Genomic DNA, 25,164 nt, shown 5'->3' on the forward strand with positions numbered 1-25,164 from the left:
AGCCGTTGCGGCTACGTTAACGTTCTGTTCAACCAAACGGGGCAATATACGCCATATGTCCGCGGAACCGTTCGAGCCTGCCAATGACCTGCCGCTCCCGCAGGAGCGCTTTCTCAACCGCGAGGAGAGCTGGCTCCAGTTCAACCTGCGCGTGCTCGAACTGGCCGAGGACCCCTCGCTGCCGCTGCTCGAACGCGTGCGGTTCCTGGCCATCTTCGCCAGCAACCTCGACGAGTTCTTCCGCGTCCGGGTGGCCGGGCTCAAGCGGCGGATGGCCACCGGCCTGCTGCTGCGTACCAAGAGCGGGCTCAAGCCGCGCGAGGAGCTGGTGCGCATCGCCGCCATCGCCGACGAGCTGGCCCGGCGGCACGCGGCGGTCTTCCACCGGCAGATCTGCCCGCAGCTCGCCGCCGAGGGCATCGAGATCGTCCGCTGGGAGGACCTGGGCCGCGAGGAGCGCACCGAGCTGCGCAAGCTGTTCAGGGAGCGGATCAGGCCCGTCCTGACGCCGCTGGCCGTGGACCCCGCCCACCCCTTCCCGTACATCTCGGGGCTCAGCCTGAACCTCGCGGTGCTCGTGCGGAACCCGGCGACCGACCACACCGTGTTCGCCCGGGTGAAGGTTCCCTCGCAGCTGCCCAGGTTCGTCCAGGCGTCGAAAGACCGGTTCGTGCCGCTCGAAGACGTCATCGCCGCTCATCTCGGGCAGCTCTTCAAGGGCATGGAGATCCTCCAGCACCACGTGTTCCGCGTGACCAGGAACGAGGACCTCGACGTCGACGAGGACGTCACCGAGAACCTCATGCAGGCCCTGGAGAAGGAGCTGCTCAAGCGCCGCTTCGGGCCGCCCGTGCGGCTGGAGGTCGAGGACACGATCACGCCCGAGGTGCTGGCGCCGCTCGTGGAGGAGCTGGAGCTGGCCCCGCACGAGATCTACCGGCTGCCGGGGCCGCTCGACCTGACCGGCCTGCACGCCATCGCCGACCTCGACCGGGGCGAGCTGAGCTACCGGCCGTTCGTGCCCGCCGAGGTGATCAACGCCGAGGACGACATCTTCTCGACGCTGCGCGAGCGCGACATCCTGCTGCACCACCCGTACGACTCCTTCGCCACCAGCGTGCAGCGCTTCATCGAGGTCGCGGCCGAGGACCCGAGGGTGCTGGCGATCAAGCAGACCCTCTACCGCACCAGCGGCGACTCCCCCATCGTCAACGCGCTCATCGACGCGGCCGAGGCGGGCAAGCAGGTCGTGGTCGTCGTGGAGATCAAGGCCCGCTTCGACGAGCACGCCAACATCTCCTGGGCCCGCAAGCTGGAGCGGGCCGGCTGCCACGTCGTCTACGGCGTGGTCGGGCTGAAGACGCACTGCAAGCTCGCCCTCGTCGTGCGCCAGGAGCCGTCGGGCGAGCTGCGCCGCTACTGCCACATCGGCACCGGCAACTACAACCCCAAGACCGCCCGCCAGTACGAGGACTTCGGCCTGCTCACGGCCGACCCGCTGGTCGGCGAGGACGTCACGGACCTGTTCATCCACCTGACCGGCTACTCCCACCACTCCGCCTACCGGCGGCTGCTGGTCGCGCCGCACTCGATGCGCAGCGGGCTGCTGGCCAGGATCGAGCGGGAGATCGCCCACCAGCAGGCCGGGCGGCCCGCCCGCATCAGGATCAAGACGAACTCGCTGGTGGACGAGCCGATCATCGACGCGCTCTACCGGGCGTCCAGGGCCGGCGTCCCGGTGGACCTGTGGGTGCGCGGCATCTGCATCCTGCGTCCGGGCATTCCCGACCTGTCGGAGAACATCCGCGTGCGCTCGGTGCTGGGGCGTTTCCTGGAGCACTCCAGGGTGTACGAGTTCGGCCTCGGCCGGCGTCCCGAGGTGTGGATCGGCAGCGCCGACCTGATGCGCCGCAACCTGGACCGGCGGGTCGAAGCCCTGGTCAAGGTGACCTCCCAGCAGCACAAGGCCTACCTCATCGAGCTGATGGACCAGGCCATGGCCGAGACCACGAGCACGTGGTGGCTCAACTCCGACGGCACGTGGGTCCGCCACGCCGGCGACGACCTGCAGAGCCGTCTCATCGGTACGCGTCGATGGAGGACCGTTGATGACTGACCTGCTCCGCGCCGCCGGAGCCGTGGTCTGGAGGGGCGAGCAGAGCAGCCCCGAGGTGGCCGTCATCCACCGCCCCCGCTATGACGACTGGACCTTCCCCAAGGGCAAGCTGAAGCCGGGCGAGCACGTGATCGCGGGCGGCCTGCGCGAGGTGCGCGAGGAGACCGGCCTGACCGTGCTGCTCGGCCGCGCCCTGCCGCCCGTGCACTACATGAGCTCCGGCCGGCTCAAGCGGGTCGACTACTGGGTCGCCCGCGTGGCCGGGGACGACGGCTTCGAGCCGGGCGAGGAGGTGGACGAGCTGCGCTGGCTGCCCGTGGCGGAGGCCAGGCGGCTGCTGACGTACGAGTGGGACGCCGGGCTGCTGCGTGCCCTGCGTGCCGCGCCGCTCGACACGGTGCCGCTCGTCCTCGTCCGGCACGGCTCGGCCGGCTCCAGGAGCGAGTGGCGGGGGGACGACGCCGCGCGCCCGCTCGACACCGACGGGGCCGCCCAGGCGGCGGCCCTGGCCACCGCGCTGCCCGCCTACCGGCCCGAGCCGCTGCTCAGCTCGCCCAGCGCCCGCTGCGTGCAGACGCTGGAGCCGTACGCCGCCGCGGTGGACGCGGAGATCAGGATCGAGCCGCTGCTCAGCGAGGAGAGCCAGGACCCGCACAAGACCCCCGCGCTGGTCGGGAACCTGGCGGGGCCCGCGGCCGTGTGCAGCCACGGCAAGGTGCTGCCCGGCCTGATCGAGGCGCTCAGCGGCAAGGATGTGCACCTGCGCAAGGGCGCCTTCGCGGTGCTGCACCGGGCCGGCGGGCAGGTCGTCAGCGTCGAGCGCTACCCCGCCTGAGTCTCACCAGGTGACGGGCGCTGCCCGGCTTGAGGCTCACCACGTGACGGGCAGCGCGGCGTAGCCGTCGGCGATCCTCCCCTCCGTGCGCGGCAGCTCCTCCTCCGGCACGGCCAGACGCAGCGTCGGGAAGCGCTGGAACAGCCGGCTGAACACCGCCTCCAGCTCGACCCTGGCCAGGCTGGCGCCGATGCAGAAGCGCGGGCCGTACCCGAAGCTCAGGTGCGGGTCGGTGAGCGGGCGGCGCAGGTCGAACACGTCCGGATCGGGATAGATCCGCTCGTCCCGGTTCGCCGCCCCCGGGGTGATCACGACGCCCTCGCCCTTGCGGATCGTCAGATCGCCGATCTCGATGTCCTCGTGCGCGTACCTGAGCAGGCCGTGCAGGCTGGGCGAGGCCAGGCGCAGGATCTCCTCCACGGCCGCCGGCGCCAGCCCCGGATCGGCCTTGAGCAGGTCGAGCTGGGCCGGGTTGGCGAGCAGGAGCAGCACGCCGAAGTCGATGCGGTTGACCGTCGTCTCGTGCCCGGCGAACAGCAGCGAGCCGGCCAGCTCGGCGATCGTCCCGTCGTCGTCCAGCTCCCCCGCCAGGTCCGACAGGACGTCCTCGCCCGGCTCGTGCCGCTTGCGCTCGATCAGGCCCGCCGTGTACGCGCTCATCTCGTCGAGCGCCGCCTGCCCCCGCTCGCGGTCACGGGAGTCGCCCATCCGCGACGACAGGCCGCTGAAGTACTCCCTGTCCTCGTACGGGACGCCCAGGAGCTGGCAGATGACCAGCACCGGGAGCGGGAAGGACAGCTCGGCGTGCAGGTCCGCCGGCGGGGTGAGCTTGGCCAGGTGCTCCAGCCGCTCCTCCACCAGCATGCCGACGTGCCCGCCGAGCCGCTTCATGCGCCGCGCGGAGAAGGCCGGCATGAACAACCTGCGCATGCGGTCGTGCTCGGCCTTCTCCGTGGCCACCTCGCCGCGGGGTCCGCCGAGCAGCGGCGATCCCGACACGCGCGGCGCGTTGTCCGGGTCGGGGTGCGAGCGGCCCAGCCGGCCGTCGTTGAACAGGGTGCGGGCGTCCTCGTACCCGCTGACCAGCCAGACCTCGTCGCCCGCCGGCGTGCGTACCTTCGCGATGCCCTGCTCGGCCCGCAGTTCCCGGTACGCCTCGGGCACCTCGAGCAGACTGCCGCGCGAGAAGGGGATGGTAGGAAGGCTCATAGAACCTTGGTAACCGCTTTGACGGTCTCCTTCCAGACCCGGGGGAACTCCGCGTGCGCCCGCTCGGCGGTGTTGCGCTCGATCCCGATCAGCAGCCCGTACGTGAAGGTGTCCTCGCCCGCCTGCCGCGCGCTCTCGGCCTCCTTCGCCAGGGTCTCCTGCGCGACCACGCCGTCCTGGTGGGCGCCCAGCACCTCCTGGACGTTCTCGGCCAGCTTGGCGAGCCTGCCCATGTCGGAGCCGAGGCTCGGCTGGAGCGCCTCGGCGGTGTAGCGGGCCCGCTTGGCCGCCTTGCGCACCTCGTGCATGGCGATCTCGCGGCGCTCGGCGTCCTCGACGGCCTGGGCGCGATCGTACGCCTTGGTCACCCGGCTCCAGTTGGCGGCGGCGACGGTACGCAACTGTTCCTGCGCGGGCTTGCCCGCCGCCTTGCCCAGCGACGGGGCGGCCACGAGCCGGTCGAGCGCGTCGAGCAGCACGTAGTAGCGCTCGCTGCTGAGCGCCTCCTTGATCCGCCCGTACGCCTCCTCCTCGCGTTTGCGCAGGTCGGAGCCGAGCCGGTTCTGGATCGGGCCGGTGACCAGCTCCGGCGCCAGCCCGGCCAGCGCCTTGGCGAACCTGGCCCTGATCACCTCCAGGTCGCGCGCCTCGCCGAGCACCGTGCCGAGCCAGCGCAGCTCCTCCTGCACCTCCGCCGTGTCGGTGACGATCGTCTTGAACGCCTTGAGCGCGCTGCGCAGCCTCCTCGCGGCCACGCGCATCTGGTGGACGGCGTCCTCCTCGGCCCTGCGCACGCGCGGGTCCTGCGCGAGCAGGGCCTTGACCTGGCCGGCCAGGTAGTCGACGACGACCTCACCGGCGCTGCCCGCCTTCGTGGCGGCCTTGGGGAGACGGGCGGGTTCGAGGAGCTTCTCGAGCTTGCTGGAGGACTCGGACGGGGTCGCGCCGGCCTTCCTGAGCCGCTTGCCGACCTTGGCCAGCAACTGCTGGGTGCCGCCTTCGAGCAGCTCGGCCTCGACCTCGCGCCACCGGACGATCCTGGGCTGGTCGCCGTACACGGTGCCCTTGACGCGGTCGTCGGCGATCTCGACCAGCCGGGTCTCGCCGTCCTTGAGGAGCGTGACGCTCCTGCGGGTCTCCAGCTCGGCGACGACCTTCAGCTCGGCGCCCCGCGTGTAGGCGCGGACGAGCTCGGACAGCTCGTACGGGACGTCCCTGGCGCTGCGGGTGAGCGGGTGGGTGATCTCCTGGCGCGCGCCCTTGGTCTTGGGCAGCTTCAGGTGCCAGCCGGCGTCGGCGCCGCCCCGTCTTCGCCTCAGCGTGACACCCCGCGCGGCGAGCCTCAGGTCGGGCGTGTCGAAGTAGAGGGCCACGAGCTGGTAGCTCTTGGGGCCGACGGTGTCGGCGAGACCCCCGAGGTCGGGGAGCTCGTACTCCGGGGGGACGTCGAACTTGTCCTCGATCTCGATACCCACTGCACCTCGCAAGAGTCCGATTTCGGACCATGATGCCACCGCCCGGTGAACATCACACGGGTTGCAGAAGTTCGATTCTGTTACCCACCGGGTCGAAGACGTAGATCCGCCGGTACCCGGGGAACAGGTCGTCCGGCCGCGCCTCGGGGATCTTCTCCGCGTACGCGTCGAGGTCGTCCACCAGGAAGGCGGGGTGGGCCTTGCGGGCGGGCCTGAAGTCCTCCTCGACGCCGAGGTGCACCTCCACGCCCTCGCCCCGGAACCAGACGCCTCCGCGCCTGGCCAGCTCGGGCGGCTTCGGGACCTCGCGCAGGCCCAGCACTCCCGCGTAGAACGCGCGTAACGCCGGCTCGCTGCCGCGCGGCGCGGCGAGCTGCACGTGGTGCAGGCCCCTGATCGTCATTTCTGCGCCACCACGAAGATCCGCCGGAACGGGAACGGCGTGCCGTAGCTCCTGGCCGGGTACGCCTCGGCCAGCGGCCCGGCGAGGTCCTGCTTGAAGCGCCGCTGCTCGTCGGGGTCGAGCCGGTCGAGTATGGGGCGCAGGGCGGTGCCGGAGACCCAGTCGAGCACCGGGTTCTCGCCGTGCAGGATGTGCACGTACGTCGTCTCCCACGCGTCCACCTGGGAGCCGCCCTGGTTGAGCAGGTCCACGTACTCCAGCGGCTCCCCCACGGGCATGCCCCGGGTGAAGTCGCCGAGCTTGTCGGACCAGGCGCGGGAGGAGCACAGCTCGCGGATCGCCACGTGGCTGGGGGCGTCGAAGTTGCCCGGCACCTGGAAGGCCAGCCAGCCGCCCGGGGCCAGCGCCTCCACCCAGTGCTCCAGCACGTCGCGGTGCGCGGGCACCCACTGCAGGACGGCGTTGGAGACGAGCACGTCCACGGGCCGGTCGGGCCGCCACATGGCGACGTCGGCCACCGCGAACCGCACCTGCGAGCCCAGCTTGCGGGCCTTGGTGATCATCGCCGGGGAGGAGTCGAAGCCTTCGACGGTCGCGTTGGGCCAGCGGCTGGTCAGCTCCACGGTGAGCTCGCCGCTGCCGCAGCCGGCGTCCACGACGTAGTCGGGCTCGACCGCGCCCACCCGGGAGATCAGCTCGATGAACGGCCGGGACCGCTCGTCGGCGTAGACCGCGTATGTCACAGGGTCCCAAATATCTCTTGACATAGAGATAATTGATATCGAGAGAGATATCTCGATGTCAAGACAGTACACTCTTGTGTCATGACGGAGGATGCTAGGGACGAGGTCGATCTCCTCGTCGCGGCTTGGCGGGCGGAGCGCCCCGACCTCGACGTCGAACCGCTCCAGGTGCTCTCTAGAGTGTCACGACTCGCCAAGCATCTCGACCGTGCGCGGCGGGCGGCGTTCGCCGAACACGATCTGGAGCCGTGGGAGTTCGACGTGCTCACCGCGCTGCGGCGGGCCGGCAAGCCCTACGAGCTCAGCCCCGGAGCCCTGCTGCGGGCCACTCTGGTGACCTCCGGCACGATGACCAACCGCATCGACCGGCTCGCCCAGGCCGGGCTCGTGCGCCGGCGGCCCGACCCCGAGGATCGGCGCGGCGTGCTGGTCTCGCTGACCGAGACGGGGCTCGCCCGGGTGGACGCCGCCTTCGACGACCTGCTGCGCAGGGAGCGGGAGCTGCTGTCGGGGCTGGGGCCGGCGGATCAGCGCACGCTGGCGTCGCTGCTCCGCACCCTCCTCACACCCTTCGACTCCCCGCTCTGACCTCCCGCTCTGACCTCCCCGCCTCGGGGGGCGCTCAGTCGCCGAGGCGGTCCGCCCTTCCGCCTTCAGTCGCCGAGGCGGTCCGCCCTTCTGCCCTCAGTCGCCGAGGCGGTCGGCGACCTCCAGCCACTCGGCCTCGATCGTGTCCTTCTGGGCCGTGATCTCGCGCAGCTGCGCGTCGAGCGAGCCCAGCTTGGCGTAGTCGCTGGCCGCGTCGGCCATCGCCGCGTGCAGCCGCGACTCCTGCTCGCTCAGCTTGTCGAGCTGGCGCTCCAGGCGGTTGAGCTCCTTGCGCAGCTCGCGCTCCTCCTTGGCCGACAGCCCGCCCTGCTCCGGCGCCCCGGCCCCGGCCGCTGCTCCGGCCCCGGCCCCGGCAGGGCCGGTCATCGCGCTCGCCGCGGCCGCCGGCGCGCCCGCGCCGAGGCGGGCGGTCACGGCGGTGCCCGCCGCGCGGCGTTCGAGGTATTCGTCCACCCCGCCCGGCAGCAGCGACAGCTTGCCGTCGCCCAGCAGCGCCACGCACCGGTCGGTGACCCGCTCCAGGAAGTAACGGTCGTGGCTCACCAGGATCAGCGTGCCCGGCCAGCCGTCGAGCAGGTCTTCGAGCTCGTTGAGCGTCTCGATGTCAAGGTCGTTCGTCGGCTCGTCGAGCAGCAGGACGTTGGGGTCGTCCATCAGCAGCCTGAGCAGCTGCAACCGGCGCCGCTCGCCACCCGACAGGTCGCCGATCACCTTCCACTGCGCGTCGCCGCGGAAGCCGAGGCGTTCGAGCAGCTGGGAGGCCGTCCACTCGCGCTTGCCGAGCTGGAGGTACTTGCGCACCTCCTCCACCGACTCCAGCACCCGCCGCGTCGGATCGAGCTCGCCCAGCTCCTGCGACAGGTGCGCCAGGCGCACCGTGCGACCCCTGACCACCCGGCCCGAGTCGGGCTTGATCGTGTCGGCGAGCAGCCGCAGCACCGACGACTTGCCCGACCCGTTCACCCCGATCAGCCCGATCCGGTCGCCCGGGCCGAACTGCCACGTCAGGTGATCGAGCACCAGCGGGCCCGTGCCGGGGCCGCCCGCGTGCAGCGTGACGTCCTCAAGGTCGTAGACCGTCTTGCCGAGGCGCGCCGCGGCGAACTTCATCAGCTCGACCGTCTCGCGCGGCGGCGGCTCGTTCGCGATCAGCGCCTGCGCCGCCTCGATCCGGAACTTCGGCTTGGACGTGCGCGCGGGCGGGCCGCGCCGCAGCCAGGCGATCTCCTTGCGCATGAGGTTCTGGCGGCGCTCCTCGGCGGCCTGCGCGATGCGCGCCCGCTCCGCCTTGGCCAGCACGTACGCCGCGTAGCCGCCCTCGTAACGCTCGACCCTGCCGTCGACGACCTCCCACGTGCGCGTGGAGACCGCGTCGAGGAACCACCGGTCGTGCGTCACCACCACCAGCGCGCTCTTCCTGCCCGCCAGATGCGCGGCCAGCCACGCGATCGCCTCGATGTCGAGGTGGTTGGTGGGCTCGTCGAGCATGATCAGGTCGTGGTCGTCGATGAGCAGCTTCGCCAGCGCCGTACGCCTGCGCTCGCCACCCGACAGGTCGGCGGCCTTTGAGGCGAGGTCGAGGTCGCCGATCAGGTTCGACAGGATCTCGCGGACCCGCTGATCGCCCGCCCACTCGTGCTCCGCCAGGCCGCCGAGCACGATCTCGCTCACCGTGGCGCCCGGATCGAGGGTGTCCTGCTGGGACAGGAAGCCGACGCGCAGGCCGCGGTTGTGCGTGACCCGGCCGCTGTCGGGGCGCACGGTGCCCGCCAGCACGGACAGCAACGTCGTCTTGCCGCCCCCGTTACGCCCGACGACACCGATGCGCTCGCCCGCCTCCACACCCAGGGAGACGTCGTGGAGCAGCGGCTTGGGGCCGTAAGCGTGGGAAACGGACTCAAGGTTGACCAGATTCATGGCCTTCCCAGAGTATCGGCTCCCGGCCCTCCGCCTTTCCGCTGCCGAGGCGGGGGACGATCAGATCAGGACCGCGCCCTGAACGGGCCCGTGAGCGGCCACCGCCGTGCGGGCCGCGCCCGTCGCGGTCAGGCTCTCCGCCAGGTCGCGCGCGTGCGTGGCGTCGATGGCCAGGAACGCGCAGGTCGGGCCGGAGCCCGAGACGATCGCGCCGAGCGCGCCGTGCTGGCGGCCCGCGTCGAGGGTGGGGCCGAGCTCGGGGCGCAGGGTCAGCGCCGCCGCCTGGAGGTCGTTGCTGAGGTTCGAGCCGAGAGCGTACGCGTCGCCGGTGCCCAGCGCCTCCATCAGCGAATCGTTCAGCTGCGGCCACGGCACCTCGGCCCCCGAAGCCTGCCGCAGGCGGTCGCACTCGGCGTACACGCTGGCCGTCGAGAGCCCGCCGATCGCCGGCGCGAACACCCAGTGGAACGTGCCTCCCGTGGGCAGCTCGCTGAGCTGCTCGCCCCGGCCCGTGCCCACCGCCGTGCCCCCGATCAGCGAGAACGGGACGTCGCTGCCCAGATCCCCGGCGATCTCCATCAGATCCTCCAGCGGCAGCCCCAGCCCCCACAGCTCGTTGCAGGCCACCAGCGCGCCCGCCGCGTCGGCACTCCCGCCCGCCATGCCCCCGGCCACCGGGATGTCCTTGTTGATGACGAGATCGGCGCCGTAGGTGCGGCCCGCGTGCTTGGCCAGGGCGCGCGCGGCGCGGATGGCGAGATTGGAGTCGTCGACCGGCACCTGGTCGGACCACTTGCCATTGACCCGGACCGTGATGGCCTCCGACTCCTTCGCCACCACCTCATCGAAGATCGATACCGCGTGGAAGACGTTGACCAGGTCGTGATAGCCATCTTCCCTGAGCGGGCCGACAGAAAGCTGCACGTTGACCTTCGCGGGCACACGTACGGTCACCGAACTCATCGATCTTCTGCCACTCTCATCGCTTGCCGGGGTCAAGGACACTCGATGTTATCCGGGCACGCTGGGCCGACATGCGGTTCTTGAAAGATGAACCGCATGTCCCCACGGCGGCCCGGCACGGAGAGTCAAGTTGATCCCCATATGCCGGACACCTGCCCGTCCCGCTCGCGTGGCCGCACCTGCGCCGCCACGCCGCCCCCTCCGTGCATGCCGCTGGTGGCGCCTCGGTTCGGGCAGGGCCCGCAGTGCAGCGCGGCGGACACGGCGGGGCGGTCCCGTCCTCCCGCGTTCGGCGCCGGGAGCTTGATCAGCGTTCGGGCAGGGGGTGGGCTGCCTCCGTGCGCAGGCCGTCGAGGAAGAAGGCCAGGCAGCGGCGCCAGGCGCCCGGAGCGGTGTTCATGGACTCGCGGATGACCTGCGACATCGCCCAGATGAGCGTCACCAGGTCCTGAGTGCCGAAGTCGGGGCGCAGGCGGCCGGCGACCTGGGCTCGTTCGATGATGCGCTCGGCGTCCAGCAGGCCCCGGTGGCAGGCCTGGCTCACGTCGGTGGCCAGGGTGAAGCCCTGGGTCAGGGCGTCGTTGAGGCCGTGGTCCTCCGACTGGAGGGCGAAGAGCCCTTCGAGGAAGGCGACGAAGCCGTCCCAGGGGTCGGGGTCGGCCAGGGCCCGCTCGGTGACCTGCTCCAGGGCCGCCAGCCGCTGGGGCATGACCGCTCCGAGGAGCGCCTCGCGGGTCGGGAAGTGGTTGTAGAGGGTGCCGATGCTGACTCCGGCGCGGCGGGCGACGTGCTCCAAGGGCACGTCGAGGCCGTGCTCGGCGATGAGCTGGGTGGCCGCGACCAGGAGCTTGTCGCGGTTGCGTGCGGCATCCGACCGCAGCGGCTTGGTTCCGGCTGCCATCTCTCCATCATACGAATCTGAGGGATGCCTCAAGTTGTGTGCTACGTTGAGGGAAGTTGAGGTGGCCCTCGACTTACTCTCCTAAGGGAAGGCATCGCCATGTCCGCAGCAACACGCAAGACCGCCGTCGTCATCGGAGCCGGGCCGGGGCTCGGCCTGTCCGTCGCCCACCGGTTCGGGCGCGAGGGGTACGCCGTGGCGCTCGTCTCGCGCAGCGACGCCCGGCACGCCCGGTATGTGGCGTCGCTGGCCGCGGCCGGAGTGGAGGCGGCGGCGTTCGTCGCCGACGTACGCGACCACGACCGGGCCCTGGCCGCCCTGGACGCGATCGTCGAACGGTTCGGCACCGTCGACGTGCTCTACTACGGGCCAGGAGCCGCCGATCTGGACGCCGCGCCGCTCCCGCCCATCACCGGCATCACCCCCGAGGACGTGCGGGAGGCGATGGAGGTGGTGTATCCGGCCGTCGCGCTCGTCGGCAAGATGCTGCCCGGGATGGTCGAGCGGGGCGAGGGCGGGCTGCTGTTCGCCGGCGGGCTCAGCGCCGTCATGCCGATGCCCGCCCTCGGCAGCCTCGCGATCTCCTCTGCGGCGCTGCGCAACTACGCCCTGACGCTCAACGCGGCACTGACCGACCAGGGTGTCTACGCCGGGAGCCTGATCATCGGCGGGCTGATCGAGCGTGGGGACATCCATGCGCACGTCATGTCCCAGCCGGAGCTGTTCGGGGACGCGGGCATCCGCACGCTCGACCCGGACACGATCGCGGACACGGCCTGGGACCTCTACACCAAGCGGGACCGCCCCGAGGCCACCTTCAGCGCCTTCTGACCTCGCAAGGCCAAGGTCTGGCGCCCTGGGATGGCCCGGTGCCTGGCACGCCCACCCCTCACGGCGACCGGCGCCTCATGGCGTCCGGTCGCTCAGCGAAGGGCATGGCCCCGGTCAGGGGCGGAGTTCGGCGATGCGGGCGAAGGCCGTGATGTCGAGCTGTTCGCCGCGCGCCGACGGGTCCACCCCCGCCGCCCGTAGCGTGCGTTCGGCGTCGGCGGCGGTGCCGGCCCAGGTGGCGAGGGCCGCGCGCAGGGTCTTGCGGCGCTGCGCGAAGGCCGCGTCCACCACCTCGAACACCTCCTGCCGCGACGCCGACGTGGCCGGCGGGTCGCGGCGGGCCAGGGAGACGAGGCCGGAGTCGACGTTGGGGACGGGCCAGAAGACGGTACGGCCGACGGGGCCGGCCCGGCGTACGTCGGCGTACCAGGCGGCCTTGACCGACGGCACCCCGTACACCTTGGAGCCGGGACCCGCCGCGAGCCGGTCGGCGACCTCCGACTGCACCATCACCAGGCCCTTGCGCAGCGAGGGCAGCACTTCGAGGAGGTGCAGCACCACGGGGACGGCCACGTTGTACGGCAGGTTCGCCACCAGCGCGGTCGGGGCGTGGCCGGCGAGATCGTCGGGGGTGATCTTCATGGCGTCGGCGTTGACGACGGTCAGCGTGTCGGCCGCCTCCCGCTCGGCCACCGTGACGGGGAGCTGCCGGGCCAGCACCGGGTCGATCTCGACGGCGACCACGTGCGCCGCCGACGGCAGCAGCGCCAGCGTGAGCGAGCCGAGGCCGGGACCGACCTCGATGACCACGTCATCGGGCGATAGGTCGGCCACGCGGACGATGCGACGGACGGTCCCTGCGTCGATCACGAAGTTCTGGCCCAGTTTTTTTGTCGGACGAAGATCTAGCTTGTTCGCCAAAATACGTATTTCTGCAGGGCCCAACAGCCTCATCATCCAACCAGTCTCCCGCATCGAAGAACCTGCGATGGCGGATGGGGAGACCAAAGGAGAGGATGGCGTGGAACAGGAAGGGACGTCCCTCATGGAGCCAACGGGCGCCGCGCCGCTTCGGCCGACCGACCTGCGCGCGATCGGGCCGTACCGGCTGCTGGGCCGGCTGGGCGAGGGCGGCATGGGGACCGTGTTCCTCGCGCGGGCGCCGACGGGACGGTTCGTCGCGCTCAAGGTGGTCAAGGCCGAGTTCGCCAACCAGGAGGGCTTCGCCGCCCGCTTCCACGCCGAGGTCGACAACGCGCGCAGGGTGGCGTCGTTCTGTACGGCCCAGGTGCTGGACAACGGCAACACCGGCGACGGCCGGCCGTACATGGTGACGGAGTACATCGCCGGCACGCCTCTGTCCGACCAGATAGCGAACTACGGCGCCCTGGAGCCGGGGCCCCTGCACGGCGTCGCGCTCGGCGTGGCGGCGGCGCTGGCCGCCATCCACGTGGCCGAGCTGGTGCACCGCGACCTCAAGCCGGCGAACGTGATCCTCTCGCTGTCCGGGCCCCGCGTGATCGACTTCGGCATCGCCAGGGCGCTCGACCGCGAGACGGGGTTCACGCTCTCCGGCGAGCTGCTGGGCAGCCCCGGCTGGTGGGCGCCCGAGCAGGTACGCGGTGAGCCCGTCAGCCCCGCCGTGGACATCTTCGCCTGGGGCTGCCTTATCGCCTACGCCGGGAACGGGCGGCACCCGTTCGGGCGCGGCGACCCCATCACCATGGCCTCCCGCGTCCTCAACACCCAGCCCGACCTGGGGGCGTTGCCCGCACCGCTGAACGAGCTCGTCCGGCGGGCCACCTCCATGGACCCGGCCCTGCGGCCGACCGCCCAGGACCTGCTGATCGCGCTGGTCGGCGGCAGCGCGCCGGCGCCCGCCACCGTGGACCCACCGACGCTGGTGGCGACCGAGATGCTCAGCGACTGGGAACCGCCGCAGAACGTGGTGGACGAGCCGGACATCACAGCCACCTTCACGACCCCGCCCCCCAGCGACGCGACCGGCCGCCGCACCACGACCCCCGGTGCCTCCCCGGCCCCGGGCAACGTCCCAACGGGCCCTCAGTCGGGCGGCCCCCAGCCGGCCGGTTCGCAGGCATCCGGTCCGCGGGCGGCACGTTCGCGCGCTTCCGGTCCCCAAGCGTCAGGTCCCGCTGCCGCGGCCGGCGACCTCGCCGGCGCCGACGCGGCGACCGGTCCCGGAGCGCCGGGCTCCGGGAACGCGCCGGGCACCCCGAGCGGGGCAGGCTCCGCGAGCAGGCCGGGGCCCGGGAACGCGCCGGGCTCTGGGAGCGTGCCGGGCTCCGGGAGCGGGCCGGGCATCGCACCTGGACCTGGCGCCGGTGTGGGGCCGTCCCTGGAGGAGCGGGCGCGGCAGGAGGAGGAAGCGGCCAAGGCGGAGCTGGCCCGCTGGCAGGTGCCCGCCCCGCAGGACGCGGGCCGGGCCAAGGCACGCAAGGGCTTCAGGACGGAGTCCGGGCAGGCCACGAAGCAGGGCGCGGAGGCCCTGGGCGCGGCGGGACGCGGCCCCGGGCTGGAGCCCGAGCGCCACGACGCGGCCATGGGGCGGGCCAGGCAAGGGGCCGTCTTAGGCGCGGACACCCACCCCGGCACCCTGGGAACGCCCAACGACCAGCGCGAGCACTCCGACGACACCATCGGCGGCACCCGCACGCCCGGCACCCGGTGGCTCATCGCCGCCGCGGCCGCCGTGCTCGCCATCGGCGTCACGGTGGCCGTCCTGATCGTCACCTCCGCCCGCACCACGACCACCACCGCGACCCAGGGCACCCCCACCCAGGCGGCGGGCAGCCCGAGCCCGAACGACGTGGGCCGCCGGTTCGCGCTGGGCGCCGCCTTCGACGACCCGGTGGCGATCGTGACGGGCGCACCGGAGTGCGGGTTGAAGGAGTTCGAGGGTACGACGTCCGCCAAGGGCCAGCTCTGCGTGATCCGCTGGACGATGCTCAACCCGGGCGGCGAGCGCAGGGTCCTGGTGCAGCCCGTGGTCACCATGGTCGACGACCGGGGCGGCGAGCACGACCCCGCCCCTCTCACGCTGCCGCCGGCGATCCTGCCGGGCGGGCGGGTGGACAGCGCGTTCGTGTTCGACCTGGCCATGTACCGCAAGCCCATGAAGATGACGGCGACCCTCCTGGAGAACGGCAAGCAGATCGAGGTGGCGCTGTGACGCTCAGGGCGGCGCTCGCCGCGCTCATGCTCGTGGCCGGAGGGGTCACGGCGGCCGTGTCCCCCGCGACGGCCGCGGCCTGCTCCGGTGCGGCCGACTTCGACGGTGACGGCGTGGACGACGTGGCGGTCGGCGACCCGTTCGCCGACGGCCAGAAGGGCGCCGTGCACGTGCTGTCCGGCGGCAAAGTGGTGCCGGTCCCCGTTTCCGGGCCGGCCAGGGGCGATGGTCTCGGCTGGTCCGTACGGCTCGCGCAGGTCAACGGCGACGGCTGCGCCGACCTCGTGATCGGCGCCCCGTACACGGACGTGGACGGCGTCGAGGACGCCGGCGCCGCGTACGTCGTCTACGGCGGCGGGGGCGCGACGGCCCCGCAACGCCTCGTGGCGTCCCAGCCGCAACGGTTCGCGCACTTCGGCTGGTCGCTGGCCGCACGCGGCGACCTGCTGGCGATCAGCGCACCGTACGAGGACGAAGGCCCGCTCCCCGACGTGGGCGCCGTCTACGTGCGCAAGGGCGAGGGCGAGCCGCGCAGGATCAGCCAGGAGACCGTGGACGTGCGGGGCAACAGCGAGGTGGGCGACCAGTTCGGCTGGTCGATGGCGTTCGGGCCGAAGAACGAGCTGGTCGTCGGCGTCCCGTACGAGAACGACGACGGCGCCGGCCGCCAGGTCGAAGCCGGCAAGATCGACTCGGGGTCGGTCGTGTTCATCGACGACGCGCTGGCGCCGCAGATCACCTCGTTCAAACTGGACTCCCCGACGGACCGCTCAGGCGACCGCTTCGGCTACGCGATCGCCTACGCCGAAGGCTTCGGCTACGCGCTCGGAACCCCCGGCCCCGGCTACGTCCAGCTCCTCGACACCGCCCGCAAACCCACGCGAAGGGTGACGCAGGGGGGCAAGCAGGCGTTCGGCTTCTCGATGGCCGTCTCAGCGGACGGACGACTGGCGATCGGCGCCCCCTACGGCGGCGGTGTCCGGGTCATCTCCTGGAAGAACGCCGCCGAGGACCGCGAACTACCCACCGCCGACGGCCTGTTCGGCTGGTCGGTGACCTTCAGCGGCAACAAACTGTACGTCGGCCAACCGGACGCGGCCCCATCCGGCAAGGTCACGGTAACCGCCCGCAACGACGAGACACCCCCACAACCCCTCCAACCCCCAGCAGGCATCGACTTCGGCACCGCCCTGTCCGGCTAGCACCCGGGCACGGGACGGGCTGGGCGGTGGTCGCGAGCGACGAGCATGCGGCGGCACGGCGGACGCGGCCGAGCGACGGCACGCGCGGAAGGGCGGGCGCGGCCGAGCGACGGCACGCGCGGAAGGGCGAGCGTAGACGCCGGGGGCGGGTGCTGGGCGGCAAGGCACAAACACGAAGCGGCGAGGCCCGAGCGCTAGCGACGGACACGGCGCGCTGCGACCGGGAGCTCGGCAGGGACGCGCGCTGCGCTGCTCGGCGTGGAGGCGGATGCCAGGCGGTCAGGCGCGCAGGCACGGGCGCGAACGCAGGGTGGCGTGGCGAGCGCGGCATGGGGCAGGTGCCGGGCGGCCAGGCGCGGACGCGGCGGAGGGCGGCGGGCGTAGTTCCGGGCGCGGGTGCTGGGCGCCAAGGCACGAGCACGAAGGGCAGGCGCGGCGCGCTCCGACGGGCGCGGGCGAAAGGGCGGTGGGCGTGGCCATGCTGCGGTGAACGCGCGAGGCCGCCGGGCGCGGGGCGGCGAGCGCGGGCGGCGGGCGCGGGCCGCCGGGCGCGGGGTGGCGGGCGGGGAGGCGCGGGGTCAGCGGGCGTTCATGGTGAAGAGGCGGTCGCCGCAGTGGGGCCATTGGCCTTGCCATCGGCCGCCCACCTGCTGGTACAGGAGCTGCGCCCGGTACGTCTGCTCCTCCTCCGGCCACGTCGTCGGCGTGTCCATGCCGCCCACCGCCTGCCACATCGGCAGGCTGAACTGGTACAGCCCGTAGTAGGGCCCGTCGGGGTTGTAGGCCTCGGGGTCGCCCTGTGACTCGCACTCGGCGAGCGACTCCCAGTCGAGCTCCATGATCTCGGGTTGGATCTGGACGGTGCGGGGTGGGGTGACGGTGATGACGGTGCCGTCCTTGGGGAAGCTGCTGAGGGGCGGGTTCACGAGGTAGCCGCGGCGCAGGGCGATGCGCTTCTGCTTGAGTGCCTCGCGGACGGTTCTGGCGGTCGTGCGCCAGGACACGCGGGTGGTGCCGGCCACGACGTACACCTTGCGCCGGGTGTAGACGGTGAGCTCCATGCCTTCCAGGGGCACCTTGTGGGCGGGCGGGGCGGAGAGTTTGCCGGCGGCGGCGGGGGTGATGTCGAGCTCGGCGAGGGCGTCGCCGACGTTGGTGGCGGTGACGAGGTGGGTGCTGGTGCGGCCGTCGAGGGTGAGCTTGATGGGGCGGGCGCGGCGGACCTCGATGGTGGTGCCGTCGTCGACCTGGGCGCGCGCGGCGGGGCTCAGCAGGTCGCCGTAGCCGACGGAGACGCCGGCGTCGGCGAGCACTTCCTGGACCGTTCCACCGAACGCGCGGACCGGCCTGCGCTCGCCGTCGATGACCACGGTGACCTCTTTGACCAGCAGCGACACGACCATGAGCGTGCCGACGGCCGCGACCCCCACCGCGCAGACGACGGGCGTCCACGGGGAGCGCCACGGCACTGGCGGCCGGGGCGCACGCCTCTTTCCTCGCACGAGCCACCTCCGGTGTGGGGCAGGACGGCCCGAACTTTACGCTTGTCTACGAGTTGTACACCGGACTTCGCCAAAAGATGGTCACCACTCGCCGAAAACTGTGACTCCGTTGACGCTGATCGCCTCGCACAACCGGTCAGGGTGCACCTTTTTGACCTCGGCCAGGCAGCGCAGGGTGAGCGGGACGAGGTAAGGGGCGTTGGGCTTGCCGCGGTGCGGGACGGGGGGCAGGTAGGGGGCGTCGGTCTCGACCAGCATGAGCTCGGCGGGCGCGATCTCGGCGGCCTCGCGGAGGTAGCCGGCGTTCTTGTACGTCACCGGCCCGGAGAATGACATGAAATATCCGGCGTCGGCGCACTTCTTGGCCATCTCGGCGTCCCCGGAGAAGCTGTGGAAGACCACCTTGTCGGGCGCGCCCTCCGCGGCCAGCACCTTCAGCACGTCGTCGTGCGCGTCCCGGTCGTGGATGACCAGGGCCTTGCCGGTGCGCTTGGCGATCTCGATGTGCGCGCGGAAGCTGGCGTGCTGGTCGTCCTTGCTCGCCCAGTCGCGGTAGTAGTCGAGCCCGGTCTCCCCCACCGCCCGCACCTCGGGCCGCCCGGCCAGCGCCTCGATCTCGGCCAGCACCTCAGGAGTGGCCTCGTGGGCCTCGTTGGGGTGGATGGCCACCCCGGCGTACACGCCTTCCTGCTCGGCCGCCACGTCGGCGCCCCAGCGCGAGGAGGCCAGGTCGTAGCCGATCGTGACCAGCCGCGTCACGCCGACGGCCCGCGCGTCGTCGAGGATCCCGCGTACGGTGGCCGAGGCCGCCTGCGCGGCCTGGGCCACCGGGTCGCCCGACGACGCCTGCCGGTTGCCGACCATGATGTCGAGGTGGCAGTGACTGTCGAAGACGGGCGAGGAGAGCGGCTCTGGCGCGGCGGGAAGCGAGGCGGGAAGCTTGGTCACGCCATCAAAGCCTAGCCTCCCGCGCCGGGAGCCGACGTCACTCGCCCAGCCGGGCCAGCTCCTCGTCGATGACCTTCGGGTCGAGCTTCTTGAACAGCGGCACCGGCGGCGCCAGCGGCGTGCCGGGCCTGATCGGCCGGTGCTCCCAGCGGGCCGCGCCCGCCGCGTAGTCGCCGGTGATCACCGGGTAGGGGCTGCCGCCGTCCTCGTCGACCTCGCGGATCTCCGGCATGCCGGACCACACGCCCTCGCCGCCCAGCATGGAGTAGACCTTGTTGGACGAGCCGGGCAGGAACGGCGTGAGCATGGTCTTGGCGTCGTCGACGACCTGCAGCGCGACGTGCAGGATCGACTTCTGCCGCTCAGGGTCGTCCTTGAGCTTCCACGGCTCCTGCTCGGCGAGGTACTTGTTGGCCTCGCGGACGACGTCGAACGCCTCGGTGATGGCGTTCTTGAAGCGCGAGCGCCCCAGCTCGGTGCCCACGGGCCCGAAGGCGTTGCGGGAGCGCTCCAGCAGGGCCCGGTCGGCGTCGGTGAGGTCGCCGGGCTCGGGCACGGCGCCGAAGTTCTTTGCCGCCATGGAGATGGACCGGTTGACGAGGTTGCCCCAGGCGGCGACCAGCTCGCCGTTGTTGCGGTTGACGAACTCCTGCCAGGTGAAGTCGGTGTCCTGGTTTTCCGGGCCGGCCACGGCGATGTAGTAGCGCAGGGCGTCGGCGTCGTAGCGGGCGAGGAAGTCGCGCACGTAGATGACGACCTGCCGGGAGGAGGAGAACTTCTTGCCCTCCATCGTCAGGAACTCGCTGGAGACCACCTCGGACGGCACGTCGAGCTTGCCCAGCGAGCCGGGCGAGCCGCCGCGGGCGCCGATGCCGCTGTAGCCGAACAGCATCGCCGGCCAGATCTCGGCGTGGAAGACGATGTTGTCCTTGCCCATGAAGTAGTAGCCGCGGGCGTCGGGATTCTGCCACCACTGGCGCCACGCGTCGGGGTCGCCGGAGCGCCTGGCCCACTCGATGGAGGCGGACAGGTAGCCGATGACGGCGTCGAACCACACGTACAGGCGCTTGTTGGGCTGGTCGCGCCAGCCGTCGAGCGGGATCGGCACGCCCCAGTCGAGGTCGCGGCTGATCGCACGCGGCTGCAGGTCGCCGAGCAGGTTGAGGGCGAACTTCAGCACGTTGGGGCGCCACTCGCCCTGCTTGGACTGCAGGTAGGAGCCGAGCACCTCGGCGAAGGCGGGCAGGTCGAGCATGAAGTGCTCGGTCTCGACGAACTTGGGCGTCTCGCCGTTGATGCGGCTCTTGGGGTTGATGAGCTGGATCGGGTCGAGCTGGTTGCCGCAGTTGTCGCACTGGTCGCCGCGCGCGCCGTCGTAGCCGCAGATGGGGCAGGTGCCCTCGATGTAGCGGTCGGGCAGGGTGCGGCCGGTCGAGGGCGAGATGGCGCCCATCGTGGTCTTGGGGAAGATGTAACCGTTGGCGTGCAGGCCCTTGAAGATCTCCTGCGTGACGGCGTAGTGGTTCTTCGTGGTGGTCCGGGTGAACAGGTCGTAGGACAGGCCGAGGCCGGTGAGGTCTTCGGCGATGACGCGGTTGTAGCGGTCGGCCAGCTCCTTGGCGCTGACGCCTTCCTTGTCGGCCTGGACCTGGATGGGGGTGCCGTGCTCGTCCGTGCCGGAGACCATCAGCACCTTGTTGCCCGCCATCCGCTGGTAGCGGCTGAAGACGTCGGACGGCACGCCGAACCCGGAGACGTGCCCGATGTGGCGGGGCCCGTTCGCGTACGGCCACGCCACGGCGGTGAGAATGTGCTGGGTCATGCTCTCAAGCCTACGGGGCCGCGAGATTGATCTGTTACGCGCCGCCGCGGTGCCGGTGCCCGCGGCGGCGTGCGAACGGCTCTAGTGCTGCTGCGAAAGGCTCTCGTGCTGGGACGACTCTTCGAGGGCGATCGCGGCGGCGGCCTCCTCGGCCGCGGCGGCGGCGTTGTCGATGGAGGTCTCGCGGGTGCGGCGGATGCCGAGGATGCTGATGAACAGCGCCGCGAAGATCGTCTGGAAGCTCATGATGAGCGCCGTCGCGGACGGCACGACGATGCGCAGCGACTCGCGCGGGTCGAGCTCGCCCCAGTCGCGCACCTGCCAGTGCACCAGCGACATCACCAGGCCGACGAGGCCGGCCAGGGCCAGCAGCCCGCCGAGGACGAGCCCCTTCTCCAGGCTCACGATGTCGATCAGCCGCCGGATCCTGGGCGACTCGGGCAGGAAGCCCTCCTCGGCCGCGTACACCTTCGTGAACACCGCGAACAGCGCCGCCTGGAAGCCGATCACCACCAGGGCGGCGGAGCCGACCAGCGTGTCGACGTCGAAGGCCAGCTCGCCGATCTCGACCGGGCCGAACACCAGCGCGGTGCCCGCGACGAGGCCGACGATCATCATCAGCACGCCGGGGTAGAAGAACAGCCACTTGGGGCTGTAGAGGAGCAGGAAGCGCAGGTGGCGCCAGCCGTCGCGCCAGGAGCGCAGGTGCGGCGGGCGGGAGCGGCCGTCGGGCGAGAGCGTGGTCGGGACCTCGCGCACGTCGAGGCCGGCCAGGGTGGAGCGGACCACCATCTCGGAGGCGAACTCCATGCCGCCCGTCTGGAGCTGCAGCCGCAGGATCGAGTCGCGGCGGAAGCCGCGCAGCCCGCAGTGGAAGTCCTTGATCGCCGAGGGGAAGAACAGCCGCCCGATGAACGACAGCACCGGGTTGCCGAGGTAGCGGTGCAGCGGCGGCATGGCGCCCGGGGAGATGCCGCCCCGGAAGCGGTTGCCCATGACCAGGTCGGCGCCGTCGCGCAGCTGCTCGACGAACGGCATCAGCGCCGTGAAGTCGTAGGAGTCGTCGGCGTCGCCCATGATGACGTATTTGCCGCGGGCCGCCCTGATGCCGCCCATGAGGGCGTTTCCGTATCCCTTCTCGTCCACATGGACCACGCGGGCCCCGGCGTCTCGGGCGAGCTGTTGGGAGCCGTCCGTGCTGCCGTTGTCGGCGATCAGCACCTCGCCCTCGATGCCGTGCTCCTCCATGCACGCCAGTGCTTTGCGCACACAGACTTCCACGGTCTCCGCCTCGTTGAGGCAGGGCATGACCACCGTCAGTTCCACGTGTCTACCCTTCAGTTAAGGCTCTTCCAGTGAACCATCATGCCCTGAACGTGCCCATGCTCGGGCACAGACCTGAAAACGACTGGCATTCTTTACAGCATGGTGAGCGTCGCGGAGATTACCCCTGTGGACCCCTCCGCCCCTGGCAGGACAGCCCGTCTGCTGTCCATGGTGCGCAGGCATCGGGTGTTCGCCGCGGCCTTCGGCGTCGGCGCCGTGCTGCGGCTCATCACCATGCTCGGCTACGGCCCGGCCATGTGGTTCAACGACTCCTACGAGTACGTCTCGGTGGCGCTGCACCCGAGGCCGCACCCGATCAGGCCCGACGGCTACAGCTTCTGGCTGATGCTGCTCCAGCCGTTCCACAGCTTCGCACTGGTGACGTTCACGCAGCATCTCATGGGTCTGGCCACGGCGTGCCTGATCTACGCGTTGCTCCGGATCAAGTTCAGGCTGCCGAAGTGGGGGGCCACGCTGGCGGCGGCGCCGGTGCTGTTCGACGCCTACCAGATCCAGCTCGAGCAGCTCGTGATGTCCGACACCATGTTCATGCTGCTGGTGGTCGGCGTGATCACGATGGTGCTGTGGAAGCGGCGGCTGACCTGGCAGGCGGGCGCGGTGGTCGGCCTGCTGCTGGCGCTGACCTGGCTGACCCGCTCGATCGGGCTGCCGATCCTGGCGCTGGTGGTGCTCTACCTGCTGGTCAAGCGGGCCGGATGGCGGCCGATCGTGGCCGTGATCACGGCCTGCGCGATCCCGGTGATGGCGTACATGGGGTGGTTCGCCTCGGCGTACGGGAAGTTCGCGATGACCAACAGCGACGGCCTGATCCTCTACATGCGCACGGCCATCTTCGCCGACTGCAACAAGATGGACATCGACAAGTACAAAGAGGTCCAGCTCCTGCTGCTGTGCATCAACGATCCGGTGAGCCAGCGCAAAGACTACGCCCAGTGGTACCTGTGGGGTCAGGGCAACGGCGACGGCACCGGCACCGGCGAGGTGCTGCACCGGTGGGGCATCAACAAGAAGTGGAGCGAGATCACCAACGACGCCGCCAGCAAGTTCGCCACGCGGGCGATCCTGTCGCAGCCTGGTGACTACCTGAAGGTCGTGGCCCGCGATTTCTTCCGCTCCTTCCACTGGGCACGGCCCCGCTTCCCGGACGAGTCGACCTATAACATGTACCAGTTCAAGCCGTACGTGGAGCTGGACGACACCGGCCAGCCCAAGCGGCTGCCGAAGTGGTCGTCGTACGCGGGCGGGCGCACCGACACCGACGCCTTCAGCTACGAGCAGGGCCCGCCGGAAACCCAGATCGTGCAGCCGTGGGCGACGATCATGAGCAACTACCAGAAGGTCTTCTACCTGCGCGGCATCATGCTCGGCGGCATCCTGCTGATCGGCCTGTACGGCGTGGTGGTGCGCTACCGCAAGTTCGGCGGCCCGGTGGTGCTGCCGTGGCTGGGCGCGGTGGGGCTGCTGCTGGCCCCGGCGGCCACGGCGGAGTTCGACTACCGCTACGTTCTGCCGGCCGTGCCGCTGGCCTGTATCGCGGCGGCGATCACGCTGCGGCGCGGGGTCACTTGGGTGCGGCGGTCACCCAAGAGCTCATCAGCATCCGAGCCCACCACTGCGCGTGCGTGATCGTCTCGGCCGTCAGCACCGGGTAGAGCCACCAGAAATTGATCAGCGTGACGAGCGCGTACGCGCCGACGACCGCGGCCCCCGTCGCCCTCCGGGTGGCGGGGGCGTCCTGCCTGCCGAGGACGAGCCCGGCCACGAGCACGAGCGCCAGCACCATGAACGGCACCACGGGGATCATGTAGAACAGGTACATGGTGCGGTTGTCGGCGATGGCGTAGTAGAACCAGGGCAGCCATCCCACGGCGACGCCGAGCAGGGTCGCCCCGGCCCGCCAGTCGCGCGAGGACACGTACCAGGCGACGAGGCCGAGCAGGGCGAGCGCGGCGGCGTACCAGATCATGGGGGTGCCGACGCCGAGCACGGCCTGTGCGCACTTGTCGGCGCCGCAGGCCGACGGCGGCAGGTCGGTGGGGTAGTGGAAGGAGACGGGGCGTAACAGCAGCGGCCACTGCCAGGGCTCCGACATGTACGGGTGGTAGGCCTCCAGGCCGCTGTGGAAGCCGAGCACCTGTAGCTGGTACTGCACCCACGAGCGCACCGAGTCGAAGACGAAGAACAGCGGCCCCGAGGAGGTGGCCCGCTCCCAGTTGCGCCCCCAGCCGTCGGCGGAGACGAACCAGCCGCTCCACGACGCGGTGAACACGAGCGCGGGCGCGAGCGCCATCGCGCCGAACCCGCCGGGCAGGTCGTACGCCAGCGCCCCCCGGTACGGCTCGCGCAGGCCGAGCGCTCGCCGCGCCCCCATGTCCCACATGAGCGACAGCACGGCGAACCCGATGAGGAAGAAGATCCCCGACCACTTGACGGCGCACGCGGCGCCCAGGCACGCCCCGGCCGCGAGCCGCCACGGGCGCCAGCCGAGCCGGGGGCCGGTGCCGGAGCCGGCGGCGCTCTCGTACCAGCGGACGAGCCTGTGCCGGGCCCAGTCGCGGTCGGCCACGGCGCACGCGAACCCGCACAGCACCCAGAACATCAGGAAGATGTCGAGCAGCCCCGTGCGCGACAGCACCAGGTGCAGGCCGTCGAGGGCGAGCAGCAGCCCGGCCAGGCAGCCGAGCAGCGTCGAGCGGGTCATCCGGCGCGCCACCCTGGCCAGCACCAGGATGGACAACGTGCCGGCCAGCGCGGCGGCGAAGCGCCAGCCGAACGGGTTCATCCCGAACAGCCACTCGCCGACGCCGATCATCCACTTGCCCAGCGGCGGGTGGGCCACGAAGGAGGCGCACTCGGACGGCTGCGCGCACTGCTTGAAGATGTCCAGGCTGCCGGCGATGAGCCGCCGGTCGGCGATGGGGTTCTTGGCGTCGCCCAGGGTGGCCATCTCGACGCCGTATCGCAGCAGCGAGTAGGCGTCCTTGACGTAGAACGTCTCGTCGAAGACGACGGCCTTGGGCTCGCCCAGCCGGACGAAGCGCAGGATCCCGCCGAAGATCGCCACCGCGAGCGGCGCCAGCCAGCCGAGGAGGGCTCCGCCCTGCATCGGCGGAATCAGCCGTTGCGGCGATACCCCCCAGTTCCTCAC

General features: G+C 71.3%; 20 protein-coding genes. 7 read left to right on the plus strand and 13 right to left on the minus strand.

Annotation, left to right across the window (positions count from 1 at the left end):
• Positions 1–55 precede the first annotated feature (55 nt).
• A complete protein-coding gene (locus tag KIS93_RS26950) occupies positions 56–2,116 on the plus strand; it encodes an RNA degradosome polyphosphate kinase (RefSeq protein ID WP_080045063.1) in 2,061 nt (686 codons plus the stop codon).
• A complete protein-coding gene (locus KIS93_RS26955) occupies positions 2,109–2,951 on the plus strand; it encodes an NUDIX hydrolase (RefSeq protein WP_230465776.1) in 843 nt (280 codons plus the stop codon). Before KIS93_RS26950 ends, KIS93_RS26955 begins: the two co-directional genes overlap by 8 nt.
• A 36-nt stretch (positions 2,952–2,987) precedes the next feature.
• On the opposite strand, the gene KIS93_RS26960 is transcribed toward KIS93_RS26955, so the two are convergent.
• Genes KIS93_RS26960 through KIS93_RS26975 form a run of 4 tightly spaced genes read right to left on the minus strand, consistent with a single transcriptional unit; the run spans position 2,988 to position 6,781 of the window.
• Entirely contained in the window at positions 2,988–4,160 is a 1,173-nt protein-coding gene (locus KIS93_RS26960) for a cytochrome P450 (RefSeq protein ID WP_080045062.1), read from the minus strand.
• On the minus strand, positions 4,157–5,635 hold the full coding sequence (locus KIS93_RS26965; protein WP_080045061.1) for a CYTH and CHAD domain-containing protein: 1,479 nt from the start codon (positions 5,633–5,635) through the stop codon (positions 4,157–4,159). The genes KIS93_RS26960 and KIS93_RS26965 overlap by 4 nt, the downstream gene beginning before the upstream one ends.
• Positions 5,636–5,687: 52 nt before the next feature.
• Entirely contained in the window at positions 5,688–6,038 is a 351-nt protein-coding gene (locus tag KIS93_RS26970) for a VOC family protein (RefSeq protein ID WP_080045060.1), read from the minus strand.
• Positions 6,035–6,781 (minus strand): trans-aconitate 2-methyltransferase, encoded by a 747-nt coding sequence (locus KIS93_RS26975; RefSeq protein WP_329607673.1) that lies wholly within the window; start codon positions 6,779–6,781, stop codon positions 6,035–6,037. Before KIS93_RS26975 ends, KIS93_RS26970 begins: the two co-directional genes overlap by 4 nt.
• An 81-nt stretch (positions 6,782–6,862) precedes the next feature.
• Here KIS93_RS26975 and KIS93_RS26980 point away from each other — a divergent pair, with 81 nt between their 5' ends.
• On the plus strand, positions 6,863–7,369 hold the full coding sequence (locus tag KIS93_RS26980) for a MarR family winged helix-turn-helix transcriptional regulator (protein ID WP_080045059.1): 507 nt from the start codon (positions 6,863–6,865) through the stop codon (positions 7,367–7,369).
• A gap of 96 nt (positions 7,370–7,465) precedes the next feature.
• On the opposite strand, the gene KIS93_RS26985 is transcribed toward KIS93_RS26980, so the two are convergent.
• The 3 genes from KIS93_RS26985 to KIS93_RS26995 all read right to left on the minus strand — a co-directional run bounded on the left by KIS93_RS26985 (position 7,466) and on the right by KIS93_RS26995 (position 11,171).
• Complete coding sequence (locus KIS93_RS26985) at positions 7,466–9,307, minus strand: ABC-F family ATP-binding cassette domain-containing protein (protein WP_080045058.1); 1,842 nt, start codon at positions 9,305–9,307, stop codon at positions 7,466–7,468.
• A gap of 60 nt (positions 9,308–9,367) precedes the next feature.
• Positions 9,368–10,270 (minus strand): 4-(cytidine 5'-diphospho)-2-C-methyl-D-erythritol kinase, encoded by a 903-nt coding sequence (locus tag KIS93_RS26990; RefSeq protein WP_080045057.1) that lies wholly within the window; start codon positions 10,268–10,270, stop codon positions 9,368–9,370.
• A 307-nt stretch (positions 10,271–10,577) separates the two neighbouring features.
• Complete coding sequence (locus KIS93_RS26995) at positions 10,578–11,171, minus strand: TetR/AcrR family transcriptional regulator (protein ID WP_080045056.1); 594 nt, start codon at positions 11,169–11,171, stop codon at positions 10,578–10,580.
• 99 nt (positions 11,172–11,270) lie between these two features.
• Between KIS93_RS26995 and KIS93_RS27000 the strand changes: the two genes are divergently transcribed.
• Positions 11,271–12,002 (plus strand): SDR family NAD(P)-dependent oxidoreductase, encoded by a 732-nt coding sequence (locus KIS93_RS27000; protein ID WP_080045055.1) that lies wholly within the window; start codon positions 11,271–11,273, stop codon positions 12,000–12,002.
• A gap of 114 nt (positions 12,003–12,116) precedes the next feature.
• Here the strand turns inward: KIS93_RS27000 and rsmA are convergent, their stop codons facing one another.
• Positions 12,117–12,977: a 16S rRNA (adenine(1518)-N(6)/adenine(1519)-N(6))-dimethyltransferase RsmA gene (rsmA, locus tag KIS93_RS27005; RefSeq protein ID WP_080045054.1), complete on the minus strand. Its 861-nt coding sequence runs from the start codon at positions 12,975–12,977 to the stop codon at positions 12,117–12,119.
• Between the two features lie 46 nt (positions 12,978–13,023).
• Between rsmA and KIS93_RS63615 the strand changes: the two genes are divergently transcribed.
• Both KIS93_RS63615 and KIS93_RS27015 read left to right on the plus strand, forming a co-directional pair.
• Positions 13,024–15,195 (plus strand): serine/threonine-protein kinase, encoded by a 2,172-nt coding sequence (locus KIS93_RS63615; protein WP_329607672.1) that lies wholly within the window; start codon positions 13,024–13,026, stop codon positions 15,193–15,195.
• Positions 15,192–16,397, plus strand: a complete 1,206-nt coding sequence (locus KIS93_RS27015; RefSeq protein WP_080045052.1) for an FG-GAP repeat protein — start codon at positions 15,192–15,194, stop codon at positions 16,395–16,397. Before KIS93_RS63615 ends, KIS93_RS27015 begins: the two co-directional genes overlap by 4 nt.
• Before the next feature lie 578 nt (positions 16,398–16,975).
• Here KIS93_RS27015 and KIS93_RS67620 read toward each other — a convergent pair.
• The 4 genes from KIS93_RS67620 to KIS93_RS27035 all read right to left on the minus strand — a co-directional run bounded on the left by KIS93_RS67620 (position 16,976) and on the right by KIS93_RS27035 (position 21,995).
• A complete protein-coding gene (locus tag KIS93_RS67620; RefSeq protein ID WP_155129055.1) occupies positions 16,976–17,899 on the minus strand; it encodes a resuscitation-promoting factor in 924 nt (307 codons plus the stop codon).
• An 81-nt stretch (positions 17,900–17,980) separates the two neighbouring features.
• Positions 17,981–18,847 (minus strand): TatD family hydrolase, encoded by an 867-nt coding sequence (locus KIS93_RS27025; RefSeq protein ID WP_080045050.1) that lies wholly within the window; start codon positions 18,845–18,847, stop codon positions 17,981–17,983.
• A 37-nt stretch (positions 18,848–18,884) separates the two neighbouring features.
• The gene (gene metG, locus KIS93_RS27030) at positions 18,885–20,669 is read right to left on the minus strand and encodes a methionine--tRNA ligase (RefSeq protein ID WP_080045049.1); all 1,785 of its coding nucleotides are present in this window, start codon (positions 20,667–20,669) and stop codon (positions 18,885–18,887) included.
• Positions 20,670–20,750: 81 nt separating this feature from the next.
• Positions 20,751–21,995 carry a glycosyltransferase family 2 protein gene (locus tag KIS93_RS27035; protein ID WP_186404458.1) on the minus strand — a complete coding sequence of 415 codons (1,245 nt, stop codon included), beginning with the start codon at positions 21,993–21,995 and terminating at the stop codon, positions 20,751–20,753.
• Between the two features lie 168 nt (positions 21,996–22,163).
• Between KIS93_RS27035 and KIS93_RS27040 the strand changes: the two genes are divergently transcribed.
• Positions 22,164–23,642, plus strand: a complete 1,479-nt coding sequence (locus tag KIS93_RS27040) for a hypothetical protein (RefSeq protein ID WP_230465775.1) — start codon at positions 22,164–22,166, stop codon at positions 23,640–23,642.
• Here the strand turns inward: KIS93_RS27040 and KIS93_RS27045 are convergent.
• Positions 23,578–25,164, minus strand: a complete 1,587-nt coding sequence (locus KIS93_RS27045) for a dolichyl-phosphate-mannose--protein mannosyltransferase (RefSeq protein ID WP_230465774.1) — start codon at positions 25,162–25,164, stop codon at positions 23,578–23,580. The two genes, KIS93_RS27040 and KIS93_RS27045, sit on opposite strands and share 65 nt — an antisense overlap.

The organism is [Actinomadura] parvosata subsp. kistnae, from assembly GCF_900323885.1.
In the GTDB taxonomy this organism is placed as follows: domain Bacteria; phylum Actinomycetota; class Actinomycetes; order Streptosporangiales; family Streptosporangiaceae; genus Nonomuraea; species Nonomuraea composti.

What these genes read in the sequence shown, in the direction of transcription:
- KIS93_RS26950 (WP_080045063.1), top strand. Translation starts at nt 56, where the DNA reads ATGTCCGCGGAACCGTTCGAGCCTGCCAATGACCTGCCGCTCCCGCAG.
- KIS93_RS26955 (WP_230465776.1), top strand. Translation starts at nt 2,109, where the DNA reads ATGACTGACCTGCTCCGCGCCGCCGGAGCCGTGGTCTGGAGGGGCGAG.
- KIS93_RS26960 (WP_080045062.1), bottom strand. Translation starts at nt 4,160, where the DNA reads ATGAGCCTTCCTACCATCCCCTTCTCGCGCGGCAGTCTGCTCGAGGTG.
- KIS93_RS26970 (WP_080045060.1), bottom strand. Translation starts at nt 6,038, where the DNA reads ATGACGATCAGGGGCCTGCACCACGTGCAGCTCGCCGCGCCGCGCGGC.
- KIS93_RS26980 (WP_080045059.1), top strand. Translation starts at nt 6,863, where the DNA reads ATGACGGAGGATGCTAGGGACGAGGTCGATCTCCTCGTCGCGGCTTGG.
- KIS93_RS26985 (WP_080045058.1), bottom strand. Translation starts at nt 9,307, where the DNA reads ATGAATCTGGTCAACCTTGAGTCCGTTTCCCACGCTTACGGCCCCAAG.
- KIS93_RS26990 (WP_080045057.1), bottom strand. Translation starts at nt 10,270, where the DNA reads ATGAGTTCGGTGACCGTACGTGTGCCCGCGAAGGTCAACGTGCAGCTT.
- KIS93_RS26995 (WP_080045056.1), bottom strand. Translation starts at nt 11,171, where the DNA reads ATGGCAGCCGGAACCAAGCCGCTGCGGTCGGATGCCGCACGCAACCGC.
- KIS93_RS27000 (WP_080045055.1), top strand. Translation starts at nt 11,271, where the DNA reads ATGTCCGCAGCAACACGCAAGACCGCCGTCGTCATCGGAGCCGGGCCG.
- rsmA (WP_080045054.1), bottom strand. Translation starts at nt 12,977, where the DNA reads ATGCGGGAGACTGGTTGGATGATGAGGCTGTTGGGCCCTGCAGAAATA.
- metG (WP_080045049.1), bottom strand. Translation starts at nt 20,669, where the DNA reads ATGACCCAGCACATTCTCACCGCCGTGGCGTGGCCGTACGCGAACGGG.
- KIS93_RS27040 (WP_230465775.1), top strand. Translation starts at nt 22,164, where the DNA reads ATGGTGCGCAGGCATCGGGTGTTCGCCGCGGCCTTCGGCGTCGGCGCC.